Origin of the sequence: Nocardia sp. NPDC060220 (genome assembly GCF_042727815.1) — a bacterium.
Classification (GTDB): domain Bacteria; phylum Actinomycetota; class Actinomycetes; order Mycobacteriales; family Mycobacteriaceae; genus Nocardia.
Genome location: NZ_JBHWZY010000073.1, coordinates 1 through 13,930, shown reverse-complemented (window position 1 = coordinate 13,930; position 13,930 = coordinate 1). Strand labels below are relative to the sequence as shown.

Sequence of the window (13,930 nt, the reverse complement as noted above, 5' to 3'; positions counted from 1 at the left end):
GAAGACCTCGTGGACGATCTCGCGCTCGATGCGCTTCACCTCGTCGGCCTCCTGGTAGTCGTTGGATTCGACCACCACCGCGAAGCTTTCGCGTTTCTCCCCCGCGTCGAGGCGCACCGCGACCGCGTTGCCGGGGCGCACGCCCGGTACGCGCAGTGCGGCTCGTTCGATGTCGGTGGGGTAGATGTTGCGCCCGCCCATGATGATGACGTCCTTCATGCGCCCACACACCACCATCAGGCCGTCTTCGGTGAAGTAGCCGATATCGCCGGTGTCGAGCCAGCCGTCGGCGTCCTTGGCGGGGCGGAAACCGTCGACGGTGACATAGCCCGATGTGACAGCGGGGCCGCGCAATTCGATGACGCCGACCGAGCGGACCGGCAGCGGCTGACGTTCGGCGTCGACGACGCGCCCCTCCAGATCGTCGACCAGGTGCCCCAGCGTGGGCAGCCTGCGCGGGGTGCCGTGGTGGCCGTCCTCGGCGATCGGTACCGCCTTGCCGACGACCTCGAGCAGGTCGGCATCGATCACGTCGAGCACCTGTCCGTTGCCGGGGTCGGGAATCGAGACGGCCAGGGTGGTCTCGGCCATGCCGTACACCGGCGTGAGTGCCATCGGGCTGAGCCCGAACTGGTCGCCCGCCGCCGCGAGGGCGATCATGGTGTCGGGATCGACCGGTTCAGCGCCGTTCCACATGTAACGCACGCTGGACAGGTCCAGGGAGCCCGGTTCGGCCTGACGCAGGCGCCGGGCCAGCAGGGAGTACGCGAAATTCGGCGCAGCGGTGACAGTTCCGCGATACTTGTCGATCAGCTCGGCCCACAGCAGTGGCCTGGCAAGGAAGTCCAGTGGCGTCACGCACACCACCTCGGCGCCGAATTGCATAGGTACGCTAAGGAATCCGACCATCCCCATGTCGTGGAACAGCGGCAGCCAGCTGATCATCACGTCGTCGTCGAGCTGGAATTTTACCCGGTTGAACATCGCGTACGCGTTGGTGTTGAAGTTGCCGTGGGTGATCCGGACGGCCTTGGGTGAACCGGTCGACCCGGAGGTCAACTGTTGCAACGCGATATCACCCTCGGTGGTCGGTACCGGATCGGTGTCGGCACCTCGGTGCAGGTCCTCGACCGGCACCACGATGATCCCGCGTTCCCGCAGCACCGGCTCGGCCGCCGCGAACGGCGCGCCGAGTACGACAGCCTTCGCGTCGATCATGTGCAGCACCGTTTCGGTGTCACGCACCCAGACCGCGAGGTCGGTGCGTGGCGTCGGTTGATGCAACATGGTGATGGAAGCGCCACGCATCCAGATGGCCTGGCAGGCAGGCGCGATGTCGACAGGCAGGCCGGCCAGCACGCCGACGGCGTCGCCGTGCCCGATCCCGGCGTCCGCGAGACCACCCGCCATCCGCCGCGCCTGCCTATGAATGTCCCCCCAGGTCTGCCGCAGTGGTGCCTCCGGCTCTCCGGTGACCAGCCCCTTGGAGCTGGTCAACGCTGTGCCAAACATTTCGTCGGTGAACCTGCTCAACGTCGGTCTCCCTTTACGCCAACGATCGGTTACGGCCGTGCTCTGCACTCCCAACAAGAAATCCCGCCCCGCCCCACGCGTGTTAACCCGGGCTGACGCCCCAGCACCCCTGCTGTTGCGCCCTAGCCAGCGAAGGTGGCTGCGTAGCGGTCTACGTATGGTCTACCCGATAGCGTGGCAATTTCCCGCATCAGCAGGTCGGTTGCCGCTCTGACCTGGGCGTGATGAACAGCTGTGGGATAGCGCCGCGCGGGGTGGACGGTGATGCGTACCTTGGTGAAACGCAACAGTTTCCGACCGCGAGGATTCATGCGATCGGTACCGTCCAGGACCACGGGCACCACCGGTGCCCCGGTGGCCATGGCAACGCGCAGCGCCCCGGTGCGACCACGATAGACCCTGCCATCCCGTGACCGTGTGCCCTCCGGGTGAATTGCCCAGGCGCCGCCGCCGTCGAGGATCGCGGTGGCCGCCGCGAGCGCGTCGGCGGCCGCGTCGCCGCCGGTGCGGTCCACCGGTACCTGGCCCGCGGCGGTGAAGAACCAGCGTTTGCATCGCCCACGCAACCCCGTGCCGGCGAAGTACTCCTGCTTCGCCAGGAACGTGAGCGGCCGCGGGATCACCAGGGCCAGGTAGAGCGAGTCGATGAAGGCCAGGTGATTGGCCGCGATGATCACCGGGCCGGTGCGTGGAATGTGCTCCAGCCCTTCGACGTGCGGGCGGCCGAGCAGGCGCAGCGCCGGGCCGATGAGGACGTATTTGCACAGCAGGTACCACATGGGCAGACCCTTCGTAGACAGTGTCTACGCAGACTAGTAGACACTGTCTACGCAGGCGACCGCGAAGGTCTGTGAACGGGTGTGCAGAATTGCCGGTATGCCTGAATCGTTGCGCGAGCACCTGGTCGACGTCGGTGTCGATCTGCTCGAAACCGACGGCTTCGGCGCACTCGGGCTGCGTGCGATCGCGCGGGCCGCCGGCGTCTCCCACGGCGCGCCGCGGCGGTGGTTTCCCACGCACGCGGCGCTGCTCGCGGCGATCGCGGCGCGCGGATTCGGGGAGCTGATCGAGCGGTTCTCGATGCTCGACACGATCGACGACCCGCGTGAACGGTTACGCCGAATGGCCGTTGACTATGTGGATTTCGCGGTGTCGCGGCCCGAGATGTTCACGCTGATGTTCCGCCACGATCTGCTGGCGGGCTCCGGCGAGAATCTGCGGGCGACGACGCGGCCGCTGTACGGACAGGTGGTGGAGTTGGTCGCGGCGGTGGCGCCGGAGTCGGCGCCGCAGCGCGCGCTGGCCCTGTGGACCAATGTGCACGGTTTGGCGACGATCGCCGTCAACTGGACGCTGGAGATCGTTGCCCCCGACCAGGACCCGCGGGTGCTCGTGGACCGGATCGTCCGCGAGCACCTCGCGGGACTCAGCGGGTGAGGTCGGCCAGCGTCGCGACGAAGCGGTCCAGGTCGGCCGGGCTGACGAAATAGTGCGGGGAGGCCCGCAGCACGGCGGGCAGGGTGCGCTCGGACATGTCGAGCAGGGTGGAGCCCGCGTGACTGACGGTGACGGTGATCGCGTGCTCGGCGAGCCGATCGCGCAGCTGTTCGGGATCGTGGCCCTCGGCGGTGAACGAGACGATGCCGCTGTGCTCGGTGCCCAGATCGCGCACGGTCACGCCGGGCAGTTCCGGCAGGGTCTTGCGCAGGTACTCGGCGCGGGTGGCCACGGCTGCGTAGACCTCGTCGGAGCCCTGCTCGAGCAGGTAGTCGACGGCGGCGCCGAGACCGAGGCGGGCGGCGACACCGCACTCCCAGAATTCGAACCGGGCCGCGTCGTCGGCCAGACGATATTCGCCGGGGCTCACCCACGCGGCACTGTGCAGGTCGAGGCGGGCCGGTTCCATGGTCTGCGCCAATTCGGAACGGACATACAGGAACCCGGTGCCCCGGGGGCCGCGCAACCACTTTCGACCGGTCGTCGACATGGCGTCGACCCCGAGTTCGATGACGTCGATGGGCAGCTGGCCGGTCGACTGGCAGGCGTCGAGCAGTACCAGCGCACCGGCTTCGTGGGCGATTCGGGTGGCTTCGGCGACCGGGTTCACGAGGCCGCCGTTGGTCGGGGCGTGTTGCAGCGAAACCAGCCGTACGCGTTCGTCGAGCATGTCGGCGAGCGCGTCGGTGTCGAGGCGGCCGGTGTCGTCGCTGGGAATGCGCTCGACCACCGCACCGGTGTGCTTCGCGCGCTGGAGCGCGGCGATCGCGTTGCTGGCGTAGTCGGCGCCGGAGATCAGGATCCGGTCGCCGGGGCGCAGTGGTACCGAATAGGCGAAATCGGCCCATGACCGGGACGCACTGTCGCTGAGTGCGATGGTGCCGGGCGTGGCGCCGATGAGCGTCGCGATCGAGGTCTTCACCGCGGCGAGATCGTCCAGACGCTCATTAGCCGCCCGATAGCCACCGATCTCCGCTTCGCGGTGTAAATGGGTGATCATCGTGTCGAGGACGATCTTCGGCGGCAGCGACGATCCGGCGCTGTCGAGGAAGACCTGACCGTTGGCAAGTCCTGCGGTGTCGGCTCTGATCGCGGCGAGGTCAAGCATGGTGACGACGATAGCGCCCCGAGTCGTTCCCCTTTTGGTCACTTTTTCTGTCGGTGGACCTCGCTACTCTGGAATGAGCGAAACGCAGGTTCCCCGGCAGCACGCAGCACGTGGAGGTTGGTATGGCGGTCACCCTGGAACGTTCGTCGTGGCCCGATTATGCCCCCGACCAGGGCGAAATGTCGTCGAGGGCGGCGGCGGAGGCCTATGTCGGCGGCGTCTGTTTCAAGCTCGGTCCACCTGCGCTGATCGGCGCCGAACTGGAGTGGCTCACCGCTGGTCCCACCGGTTCGCGGCCCTCGCTCGACCAGCTGGCAGCGGCCCTCGGACCGCATGCACCGACCTCCCTCGCCCCCGCTTCCGCCGCGGTTCCCCTGCCCGGCGGGAGCCTGGTCACCGTCGAACCCGGTGGTCAGATAGAACTTTCCAGCGCACCGTTCGCTGATCCGGCCGCGCTGACGCAGCATCTACGCGCTGATGCGGCCCGTTTGCGGGACCTGCTCGCCGCCCAGGAGATCAGTATCTTCGCCGCCGCCGCCGATGCGGGCCGTCCCGCCGAGCGCCTGCTCCGCTTGCCCCGCTACGCGGCGATGGAACGTCATTTCGACGGCGTCGGCCCCTTCGGCACCCTCATGATGTGCAACACCGCCGCCACGCAGGTCAGCGTGGACGCGGGCGCCGATCCCGCCGAGGTGCGGGCGCGCTGGACCGCCCTCTACGTCCTCGGCCCCACCCTCATCGCCGCCTTCGCCTGCTCACCGCGCCTGCACGGCGTACCGCGCGGCGACTGGGCGTCTCAGCGAATGCGCACCTGGTTGCGCCTCGACCCTGCCCGTTCCAGACCCCCGGTGGCCGACTGGGCGGACCCGATCACCTCGTATGCCCACTGGGCTCTCGACGTGCCGCTGCTGTGTGTGCGCTGCACCGATGTCGATGCCGACTGGTCCCCGCCTCCCGGTGCCACCTTCGCCGATTGGCTGTCGGGCGCCCTCGACGACGAAGTGGGCCGCCGCCCGACCCGCGCCGATCTGGACTACCACCTGACCACCCTCTTTCCCCCGGTCCGAGCGTCCGGTCATCTCGAGGTCCGCTACCTCGACACCCAGCCCGGTGAAGCGTGGACCACCCCGATCCACCTGTTCGACGCGCTGCTGTCGACCCCCGCTGTCGTCGCCGAGGCGACAGCCCTCGCCGCGCCCACCGCGGGAGAGTGGTTGACGTCGGCGCGTTGCGGCCTGCTCGACCCACACTTGCGCCGCGCTGCGGTAGACGTGCTCGACCTGGCCGCCGCGCATGCGCGAACACCCTCCGCTGCCGCGGAATTGGCCGCCGCGGCCCGCCGATGTAGTGCGGGCCGCAGTCCACTCGCCGAGGTCGACTCGGCACGCAACGGCGCGGGCGGGTCGTGATGATCTCGCCGGCCGCGCGTGGTCGGCATGCCGCTGTCCTTCTGTCCGAAGTCGTTGTCGACCTGCCTGTTTCGGAGCTCTCGTGACTCTTTCCGCCCCCGCCGACCACAGTGACCGCGACCGGACGCGTGCGCACATCGCCGAGGTCCTGTCGCGTGCTCGCCGCCGCACCGCCCTGCTCACCGAGAGCGTGGACGAAGCCGATCTCGTCGCGCAGCATTCGCCGCTGATGTCGCCGCTGGTCTGGGACCTGGCGCATATCGGGAACCAGGAAGAGCTGTGGCTGGTGCGCGATGTCGGAGGTCGCGACGCGGTGCGGGCCGATATCGACGAGCTCTACGATGCGTTCAAGCACGCCAGGTCGAACCGGCCCGCGTTGCCGCTGCTCAACCCCGAGCAGGCGCGCGGCTACGTCGGCTCGGTGCGCGAAAAGGTCCTCGACGTCCTCGATTCCAGTGATCTGGCCGGTAATCCGCTGGTCGACAACGGTTTCGCGTTCGGCATGATCGCTCAGCACGAACAGCAGCACGATGAGACCATGCTCGCCACCCATCAATTGCGAATCGGCGCGCCGGTCCTGTCGGCGCCGCCCGCTCCGGTCGCCCAGGTGTCGGCAGGTGGCGAAATCATCCTTCCCGCAGGCGAATTCCTGATGGGAACCTCGGCCGATCCGTGGGCGCTGGACAACGAACGCCCCGCCCATCCGGTGCACGTCGACGGCTTCGCGATCGATGTCGCGCCGGTGACCAACGGGCAGTTCCTCGCCTTCCTCGACGACGGGGGCTACGACCGGTCCGAGCTGTGGTCGGAGCGCGGCTGGGCGCACCGCGGGGCGGCAGGCTTGGTCGCTCCGCAGTTCTGGGAGCGCGACGGTGACGGGTGGACGCGCACGGCATTCGGCGTCCGCACCCCGCTGCGGCTCGATCAGCCGGTGGTGCATGTGTGCTGGTTCGAGGCCGAGGCCTTCGCGCGGTGGGCGGGCAAGCGCTTGCCGACCGAGGCCGAATGGGAGAAGGCGGCCCGCTTCGACCCGGAAACCGGTGCGTCGCGGCGCTATCCGTGGGGCGAGGACCAACCGGACGCGCACCTGGCCAACCTCGGCCAGCGACATTTGGAACCAGCCGAGATCGGCGCCTATCCGGCCGGTGCGTCGGCCACCGGCGTGCACCAGCTCATCGGCGATGTCTGGGAATGGTGCTCCTCGGGTTTCGAGGCCTACCCTGGGTTCCGCGCGTTCCCCTACCGCGAATACTCGGAGGTCTTCTTCGGCGGTGACTACCGCATCCTGCGCGGCGGATCCTTCGGCACCGACGAGGTCGCCTGCCGTGCCACCTTCCGCAACTGGGATCACCCGATCCGGCGGCAGATCTTCGCCGGGTTCCGGCTTGCCCGAGATCTGCGCGAGGACGAACTCTGATGTGTAGGCACCTCGGTTACGTCGGCCCGCCGGTGGGGGTCGGCGAGCTGATTCTGCGCGGCCCCCACTCGCTCTACACCCAGTCCTGGGCGCCGGTCGACATGCGCGCGGGCGGCACCATCAACGCCGACGGCTTCGGCGTGGCCTGGTGGCGCCGCGCCGATGTGGGAACGGAGGGTGCCCGCGACGCGGTAACCCGCTACCGCAACCACGCCCCGATCTGGACCGACCCCGCCGTCGCCGAAGTGCTCGGGCAGCTCGAATCCCGGTCGGTCGTCGCCGCCGTCCGCTCGGCCACCGTCGGCATGCCGGTGGAGCGTTGCGCCTGCGCGCCCTTCACCGACGAACACTGGGCCTTCAGCCACAACGGCGTCGTGCCGGACTGGCGAGCCACGCTCGTCGCCGTCGTCGCCGATCTGCGTGAAGTCTGCACCACCGCAACGCTGTTCGATTCACCCGCGGTGCTGCTGCAGGCGGAGGCGCTCACCGATTCCGCCGCACTGTGGGTGCTGCTGCGTGGCCTGCTCGGGGAGATCGACCCCGCCGGTCCCGTCACTTCCCCGGCCGACGCCTTACAGCTGCTGGTCGCGACCGTTCTCCGGTATCAGCCGAGCGCTCGCCTGAACCTGTTGCTCGGCAACGGTATCCAGCTGTGGGCCACCACCTGCTGGCATGCGCTGTCGGTGCTCGTCACCGACGACTACGCCGTGCTCTCGTCCGAACCCTACGACGCGGACCCACGCTGGCAATCCGTCGTCGACCACCAACTGGTCACCGCCACACCCGGCCACTGCACCATCACCGCACTCGAACTCCCCGCTACCGAAAGGGTCCGTTCATGACCGCGCCGCTGCTGGACATTCACCTCACCGACGACGATCTCACCGCGGCCTTGCGCACCGACGCCCGCACCGGTCTCACCGCCGACCCGAAGTCGCTGCCGCCCAAGTGGTTCTACGACGCACGCGGGAGCGAGCTCTTCGAGCGGATCACCGAACTGCCCGAGTACTACCCGACCCGCACCGAGCGAGCCCTGCTCGAGCGGGTCGTCGGCGAGATCGCCGCGGCCGCTCGCGCCGAGGTGCTGGTGGAGCTCGGCTCGGGCTCGGCTGCCAAGACCCGTCTGCTGCTGGATGCGCTCACCGCCGAAGGTTCGCTGAAAACCTATGTTCCGCAGGATGTCTCGGCCTCGGCACTACGCGGCGCGGCCGACGAGATCGCAGCCGAGTACCCGAACCTGTCCGTGCACGGCGTGGTCAGCGACTTCACCGACACCCTGCACAACCTGCCCCGCGGTGGCCGCCGCATGATCGCCTTCCTCGGCGGCACCATCGGCAACCTGGTCCCCGCCGAGCGCGCCGAATTCCTGGCGGGCATCAACGAGGTCCTCGAACCCGGCGAGCTGCTCCTGCTCGGCGCGGGCCTGGTCATCGACCCGGCGATCCTGGTCCCCGCCTACGACGACGCCGCGGGCGTCACCGCCGAATTCAACCGCAATGTCCTGCACGTCCTCAACCACCGTCTCGACGCCGATTTCGTCCCCGAGAAATTCGACCACGTCGCCCTCTGGGACGCCGAGAACGAGTGGATCGAAATGCGCCTGCGCGCCACCGAGGCGATGACGGCCACCGTCGCCGGTCTGAACCTCACCGTCGACTTCGCCGCGGGCGAAGAGATGCGCACCGAGATCTCCGCCAAGTTCCGCCCCGATTCCCTCGCCGCCGAACTGCACCGAGCCGGCTTCACCCCCACCCACACCTGGACCGACCCCGACAACCGCTTCATCTTGTCCCTGTCCGAACGCCGCTGAGTCCTGGCTCCGGGTCAGGCCGAGCGCGTCGGCGGTCAGGTCAGGACGGCGGCAACCGAGCCGTCACGCAGCGGGGTGCGTCGGCGGTGATGTCATCGAGCGGGATGGGTGGTCAGAGGTCGAGTTCGTCGGCGAGGTATTCGCCGCTGGTGAGGTTCTCGTCGCCCTCCAGGTCCTTTTCGACGCCTTCCTCGCCGTTGACGGCGTCGTCGTCGAAGAGGGCGCCGTCGACATCGTCGTCGCCGACCACGCGCATCGCGCCTTCTTCGGCGGGGCGTTCGTCCTCTTCCATCGCCTCCTGGCGGGACCCGCGCTCGGTGTACTCCTCGGAGATTTCCTCGTTGATGCCGAGGAAGCCGTCGGCGTCGGCTTCGTGATTGCGGATCACATAGTCGGCGGGCGGGTCTTCCACATAGCGTTCGTATTCGACGATGTCGTCGGCTTGATCGTCGTCGCCCATGTCCATGTCCAACGGTTCACGGCTCATGGTCTCCAGTATCGGCCTCCGACGGCCGTCCGTCACGAACCACGCCCGGGCCGGGCGGTCGTCGGCTACGGGCGTCTGCCGCTGGTGTCCTCCGGGACGCCGTGGAGGACGGCGGCGAACCATTCGACGAGCGGCCGCAGGTCGTTCCAGGCGCGGCGGATCTCGGTGGCCGCGGCCGGGGTGGTGAGCCACTCCGGTGCGCCGAACTCGCGGTGCACGGTCAGGGACTTGTGGCGCAGCAGGTCGATGCGTGGATGGTCGATGGCGTAGCCCTTCGGCTTGGTTTTGAGCTTGTCGCCGCCGAGGGTGAAACCGGCTGCCGTCGTCGCGGCCAGGATCTTCTCCAGTTCCGCGCCGCGCACCTCGTCGTCGATCGTGGCCCGCAGGACAGCCAAGGCGGTGGGCGAGGGCCGGAAGCAGCCGCCCGCGACGAACAATCCCGCCGCCCCGATCTGCACGTACCAGCCGACGCCGGGCGACACTCCCGCCACCGCGCCCTGGTGGGTTTTGTAGGGCAGTTTGTCGGCCGAGAATCGGACGTCACGGTAGGGCCGAAAGATCTTGGCCTGTCCGAATTCCGCCGCCAGTTCGGCGGCGAGCGCGACCATCGGTGCGCGCACGGCCTCGTCGTAGAGGTGTTTGTGCGCGTTCCAGAAGGCCTTCGAGTTGTCGGCCTCCAGGTCTTCGTAGAAGTCGAGTCCGGCGAGCGGGAATCCGGTGAAAGCGTCCATCGGTGCGGCGTTTCTCAGTTCTGTTCGGGGACGGGGGCGGCGTGGCGATCGAGCCGGCTACCCCTACCAGTATCGCCCGCCGAGGCTCACAGACCGCCGATCAGTGCCACGAACACGAGCACCAGAACCGCGGCCAGCGCTGCGATGGCCCCGTTGGCGATCGCCGCCCACTTGCCCATCGGCTCACCCTTGGCATGTCCGACCAGCCCGAGCACGACTCCCGTCGGCGCGGTGACGAGCACCGGCAGCCCGCACAGCATCACCCCGCCGAGCACCGACGCCGCGACACAACAGAAGCTGATGATCGACCACACCGGCGTGCTGTCGCGGTAGCCGTACCCCGGCGGAGGCGGCGACGGGAACTGCCCCGGGTATTGCGGCGCTCCGCAAGGAGCCCGACCAGGCGGCGGATAGCCCGAAGCGGGATATATCGGCGCGGCATTGCCGACAGCGGGATACCCGGGCGCGGGAAACATCGGCCCCGGCGGTGGCGGCGGGTACGGCGGCAACTCGACAGCCGGATTCGCGACCCCTGCCCAGGGCTGAGCGGCGGGCGGTGGGGGATACGACGTCGCGTCGTCAGGGGTTACCGGATCGGCGATCCCACCCCATGGTTCCCCGCCCACCGGATCAGCCACCTCCGGCGCATCCTGCACCCGCGGCACACCCTGATCCTTACCGAGTTCGACCCGCCGCTCCGGCTCAGTCCCCATGCCGCCCCCTATAACGTCCCGAATTACAGGACCACCATGCACCAAAGACCAGCCGGTGCGCCATTGTCCGAGGACAAACGCACCGACTGGTCTCGAGAGAACATGGGTAACTCACCGGGCACGGGCTAACCCTCAACCTCTGAAGGCTTGCCGCGTCCCCAACCCACCCCGCGCCCCAGTCTGGCCAAAAGTCGCGGGGAGGCGGTTAGGCGTTGCCGTTGAACAGGCCCGTGACCGAGCCGTTCTCGAAGACCTCGCGGATGGTGCGGGCCAGCAGCGGCGCGATCGACAGCACGGTCAGCGTCGGGAACTTCTTGTCCTCGCTGATCGGCAGCGTGTTGGTGATGACGACTTCCCTGGCGCCACAGTTGGCGAGGCGCTCGGCGGCCGGATCGCTGAGCACACCGTGGGTGGCCGCGATGATGACGTCGCCCGCGCCGGCTTCCTTGAGGACCTTCACCGCACCGGCGATGGTGCCACCGGTGTCGATCATGTCGTCGATCAGCACACAGGTGCGGCCTTCGACGTCACCGACGACGCGGTTGGACTTCACCTGGTTGGGCACCAGCGGGTCGCGGGTCTTGTGGATGAACGCCAGCGGCGTGCCACCGAGCGCGTCGGCCCACTTCTCGGCGACCTTCACGCGGCCCGCGTCAGGGGAGACGACCGCGAGGTTGTCCGACGGGTAGTTGGTGCGGATGTAGTCCGACAGCTGCACCAGCGCGTGCATGTGATCGACGGGGCCGTCGAAGAAGCCCTGGATCTGATCGGTGTGTAGGTCGACGCTGATGATGCGATCGGCGCCCGCGGTCTTGAGCAGGTCGGCGACCAGGCGGGCCGAGATCGGCTCGCGGCCGCGGTGCTTCTTGTCCTGGCGCGCGTACGGGTAGAACGGCAGCACCGCGGTGATCCGCTTGGCCGAACCGCGCTTGAGCGCGTCGATCATGATGAGCTGTTCCATCAGCCACTGGTTGAGCGGCGCGGGGAAGCTCTGCAGCACGAAGGCATCGGAACCGCGGACCGACTCCTCGAACCGGACGAAGATCTCACCGTTGGCGAAGTCACGCGCGGTCTGCGGGGTGATGTCGACGTCGAGTTCCTTGGCGACCTGCTCGGCCAGCTCAGGATGTGACCGGCCGGCGAAGAGCATCAAGTTCTTCTGGTTGTCGATCGAGAACGCGGTCACTGCTGGTTGCCATCCTTTTGCTCGATTGTCTTCGAAGACGTCTCGTCTGCCGCGATGGCTTCCGCCGCCGCGCGCGCCGCAGCGGTTCCTGGACGGTAGCGCTGCACCCAGTTTTCAAAAGTGCGCTGTGGCCCACCCGACACAGCAAGTGCACCCGGTGGAACGCTTCTGCGCAGTACAGTACCCGCACCCGTATAGGCGCCGTCACCCACGGTGACCGGCGCGATGAACATGGTGTCGCTACCTGTTCGCACGTGGGAACCAACCACGGTGTGGTGCTTGTTCACTCCGTCATAGTTCACAAAAACGCTGGAAGCGCCGATGTTGCTGTGCTCACCGATCGTCGCGTCGCCGACGTAGGTGAGGTGGGGCACCTTCGAGTGCGCGCCGATCGAGGCGTTCTTGGTCTCGACGAACGCGCCGAGTTTGCCTTCCTCGCCCACGACGGTGCCGGGGCGGAGGTAGCTGAACGGGCCGATGGACGCGCCGTCGCCGATCTGAGCGTGCGTCCCGTGCGTTCGGATCACACTCGCGCCGACTCCGACGAGCACGTCGGTGAGCGTGGTGTCGGGCCCGATCTCGGCGTCCTCGCCGATCTCGGTGCTGCCGAAGAGCTGGGTACCGGGCCGAAGCACGGCGTCGCGCCCGATCCGCACACTCGCGTCGATCCAGGTGGTCGCCGGGTCGATGATGGTGACGCCCGCGCGCATGTGGCGTTCGAGAATGTAGCGATTGAGGGTGGCGCCCGCCTGGGACAGCTGCACCCGGTCGTTCACGCCGGTGACCTTGTTCGAGTCGACCAGTCGCGCGCCGTGCACGGGGCGACCGGCCTCGCGGGCCAGTCGAAGCACGTCGGTGAGGTAGAGCTCGTGCTGAGCGTTGGCGGTGGACAGCCGCCCGATCATGGTGCGCAGTACCGACGCGTCGAACGCGTAGACGCCGGAGTTGACCTCTTTGATCTTGGCCTGTTCGGGGGTGGCGTCGGCGTGCTCGACGATCTCGGCGAGCTGGCCGTCGTCGTCGCGCACGATCCGGCCGTAACCGTTGGCGTCGTCGGGCACGAAGGTCAGCACCGTCACGGCGGGCCGTTCGGCGTAGCTGCGGTGCTCGTCGAGCAGCGCGGACAGCGTATGCCCGTCGAGCAGCGGCACATCGGCCGAGGTGACGAGAAGGTCGCCGTCGAAGTCCGCGGGGATCGAACCCAGTGCGCACTGCACCGCGTGTCCGGTTCCGAGCTGCTGCTCCTGCACCGCGCACACGATCTCGCGGCCGAGTTCCTTACCCACGTCCGCGACGGCGGCTCCGACCTTGTCCCGGTCGTGCCCGACAACGGTGATCAGGTGGGTCGGATCGATCTCGACGGCGGCGTGCAGCGCGTGCGAGAGCATCGACCGTCCTGCTAACGGGTGCAGCACTTTCGGAGTCTTCGACCGCATTCGCGTTCCAGCACCTGCTGCGAGAACGACGACGGCGGTCTGCGGTGGCATGGATCTCCCTCGGCTGCCTGTCAGCGAGTGCTGTGGCGGGTTCGGTCGGTAGATGGTGCGGGCCGACGATACGTCACTGTGTGTCCGTGTGCTCCGCCGCCAGGACTCGAACCTGAACTATCTGAACCAAAATCAGAGGTGCTGCCATTACACTACGGCGGATCGCCACACCAGTGGGCTCTCGGAGCCCACCACTGTGCTACGGCACGCCAGTGATCCTCGCACACGATCCCGCCCTCGGGCGAATCTTGTGTACGCCTGTCGCGTCCGTGCTCGGATGCCGTTGTTAGCCTTCTGGAACGCACGTACTGATTTCTCGTGAGTCGAAACGCGGAGAGGCGGGGGCACGCATGTCGTCCAGTGAGCCGGGGCGGGCCACCAGGCCCAGGATGACGGGTACGCAGCGCAGGCAGCAGCTGATCGAGATCGGTCGCGCCTTGTTCGCGGAGCGGGGGTACGACGCGACATCGATCGAGGAGATCGCGCAGCGAGCGCAGGTGTCGAAGCCGGTGGTCTACGAGCATTTCGGTGGCAAGGAGGGCCTCTACGCGG

14 protein-coding genes and 1 tRNA gene are annotated in these 13,930 nt (G+C 68.0%); 6 read left to right on the top strand and 9 right to left on the bottom strand.

Features of this window, described 5'->3' with window-relative positions; genetic code table 11:
* The coding region (locus ACFWF3_RS06155) for a fatty acyl-AMP ligase (protein ID WP_379312702.1) at positions 1-1,533 on the bottom strand (1,533 nt) is incomplete at its 3' end.
* 122 nt (positions 1,534-1,655) lie between these two features.
* The gene (locus ACFWF3_RS06150; RefSeq protein ID WP_379312701.1) at positions 1,656-2,312 is read right to left on the bottom strand and encodes a lysophospholipid acyltransferase family protein; all 657 of its coding nucleotides are present in this window, start codon (positions 2,310-2,312) and stop codon (positions 1,656-1,658) included.
* A gap of 97 nt (positions 2,313-2,409) precedes the next feature.
* Here ACFWF3_RS06150 and ACFWF3_RS06145 point away from each other — a divergent pair, with 97 nt between their 5' ends.
* Positions 2,410-2,970, top strand: coding sequence for a TetR/AcrR family transcriptional regulator (locus ACFWF3_RS06145; protein ID WP_379312700.1), 561 nt, complete (start codon positions 2,410-2,412; stop codon positions 2,968-2,970).
* On the opposite strand, the gene ACFWF3_RS06140 is transcribed toward ACFWF3_RS06145, so the two are convergent.
* Positions 2,960-4,138, bottom strand: a complete 1,179-nt coding sequence (locus ACFWF3_RS06140) for an aminotransferase class V-fold PLP-dependent enzyme (RefSeq protein ID WP_379312699.1) — start codon at positions 4,136-4,138, stop codon at positions 2,960-2,962. The two genes, ACFWF3_RS06145 and ACFWF3_RS06140, sit on opposite strands and share 11 nt — an antisense overlap.
* Positions 4,139-4,260: 122 nt before the next feature.
* On the opposite strand from ACFWF3_RS06140, the gene egtA reads away from it, so the two are divergent.
* From egtA to egtD, 4 genes are all read left to right on the top strand, one after another.
* On the top strand, positions 4,261-5,547 hold the full coding sequence (egtA, locus tag ACFWF3_RS06135) for an ergothioneine biosynthesis glutamate--cysteine ligase EgtA (protein WP_378993187.1): 1,287 nt from the start codon (positions 4,261-4,263) through the stop codon (positions 5,545-5,547).
* Positions 5,548-5,629: 82 nt separating this feature from the next.
* On the top strand, positions 5,630-6,964 hold the full coding sequence (egtB, locus tag ACFWF3_RS06130) for an ergothioneine biosynthesis protein EgtB (RefSeq protein ID WP_379312697.1): 1,335 nt from the start codon (positions 5,630-5,632) through the stop codon (positions 6,962-6,964).
* Entirely contained in the window at positions 6,964-7,806 is an 843-nt protein-coding gene (gene egtC / locus ACFWF3_RS06125; protein WP_379312696.1) for an ergothioneine biosynthesis protein EgtC, read from the top strand. Before egtB ends, egtC begins: the two co-directional genes overlap by 1 nt.
* A complete protein-coding gene (gene egtD / locus ACFWF3_RS06120) occupies positions 7,803-8,774 on the top strand; it encodes an L-histidine N(alpha)-methyltransferase (protein ID WP_378993180.1) in 972 nt (323 codons plus the stop codon). The genes egtC and egtD overlap by 4 nt, the downstream gene beginning before the upstream one ends.
* Positions 8,775-8,886: 112 nt before the next feature.
* On the opposite strand, the gene ACFWF3_RS06115 is transcribed toward egtD, so the two are convergent.
* From ACFWF3_RS06115 to ACFWF3_RS06090, 6 genes are all read right to left on the bottom strand, one after another.
* A complete protein-coding gene (locus ACFWF3_RS06115; protein WP_379312694.1) occupies positions 8,887-9,261 on the bottom strand; it encodes a hypothetical protein in 375 nt (124 codons plus the stop codon).
* Between the two features lie 65 nt (positions 9,262-9,326).
* Positions 9,327-9,992, bottom strand: a complete 666-nt coding sequence (locus tag ACFWF3_RS06110; RefSeq protein ID WP_378993175.1) for a DUF2461 domain-containing protein — start codon at positions 9,990-9,992, stop codon at positions 9,327-9,329.
* Between the two features lie 86 nt (positions 9,993-10,078).
* Positions 10,079-10,705: a hypothetical protein gene (locus tag ACFWF3_RS06105; protein ID WP_379312693.1), complete on the bottom strand. Its 627-nt coding sequence runs from the start codon at positions 10,703-10,705 to the stop codon at positions 10,079-10,081.
* A gap of 205 nt (positions 10,706-10,910) precedes the next feature.
* Positions 10,911-11,891, bottom strand: coding sequence for a ribose-phosphate diphosphokinase (locus ACFWF3_RS06100; protein ID WP_056813833.1), 981 nt, complete (start codon positions 11,889-11,891; stop codon positions 10,911-10,913).
* Positions 11,888-13,378: a bifunctional UDP-N-acetylglucosamine diphosphorylase/glucosamine-1-phosphate N-acetyltransferase GlmU gene (gene glmU, locus ACFWF3_RS06095; protein WP_378993172.1), complete on the bottom strand. Its 1,491-nt coding sequence runs from the start codon at positions 13,376-13,378 to the stop codon at positions 11,888-11,890. The genes ACFWF3_RS06100 and glmU overlap by 4 nt, the downstream gene beginning before the upstream one ends.
* A gap of 91 nt (positions 13,379-13,469) precedes the next feature.
* Positions 13,470-13,540, bottom strand: a tRNA-Gln gene (locus ACFWF3_RS06090).
* 188 nt (positions 13,541-13,728) lie between these two features.
* Between ACFWF3_RS06090 and ACFWF3_RS06085 the strand changes: the two genes are divergently transcribed.
* On the top strand, positions 13,729-13,930 hold a 202-nt coding region (locus ACFWF3_RS06085), incomplete at its 3' end, for a TetR/AcrR family transcriptional regulator (RefSeq protein ID WP_379312692.1).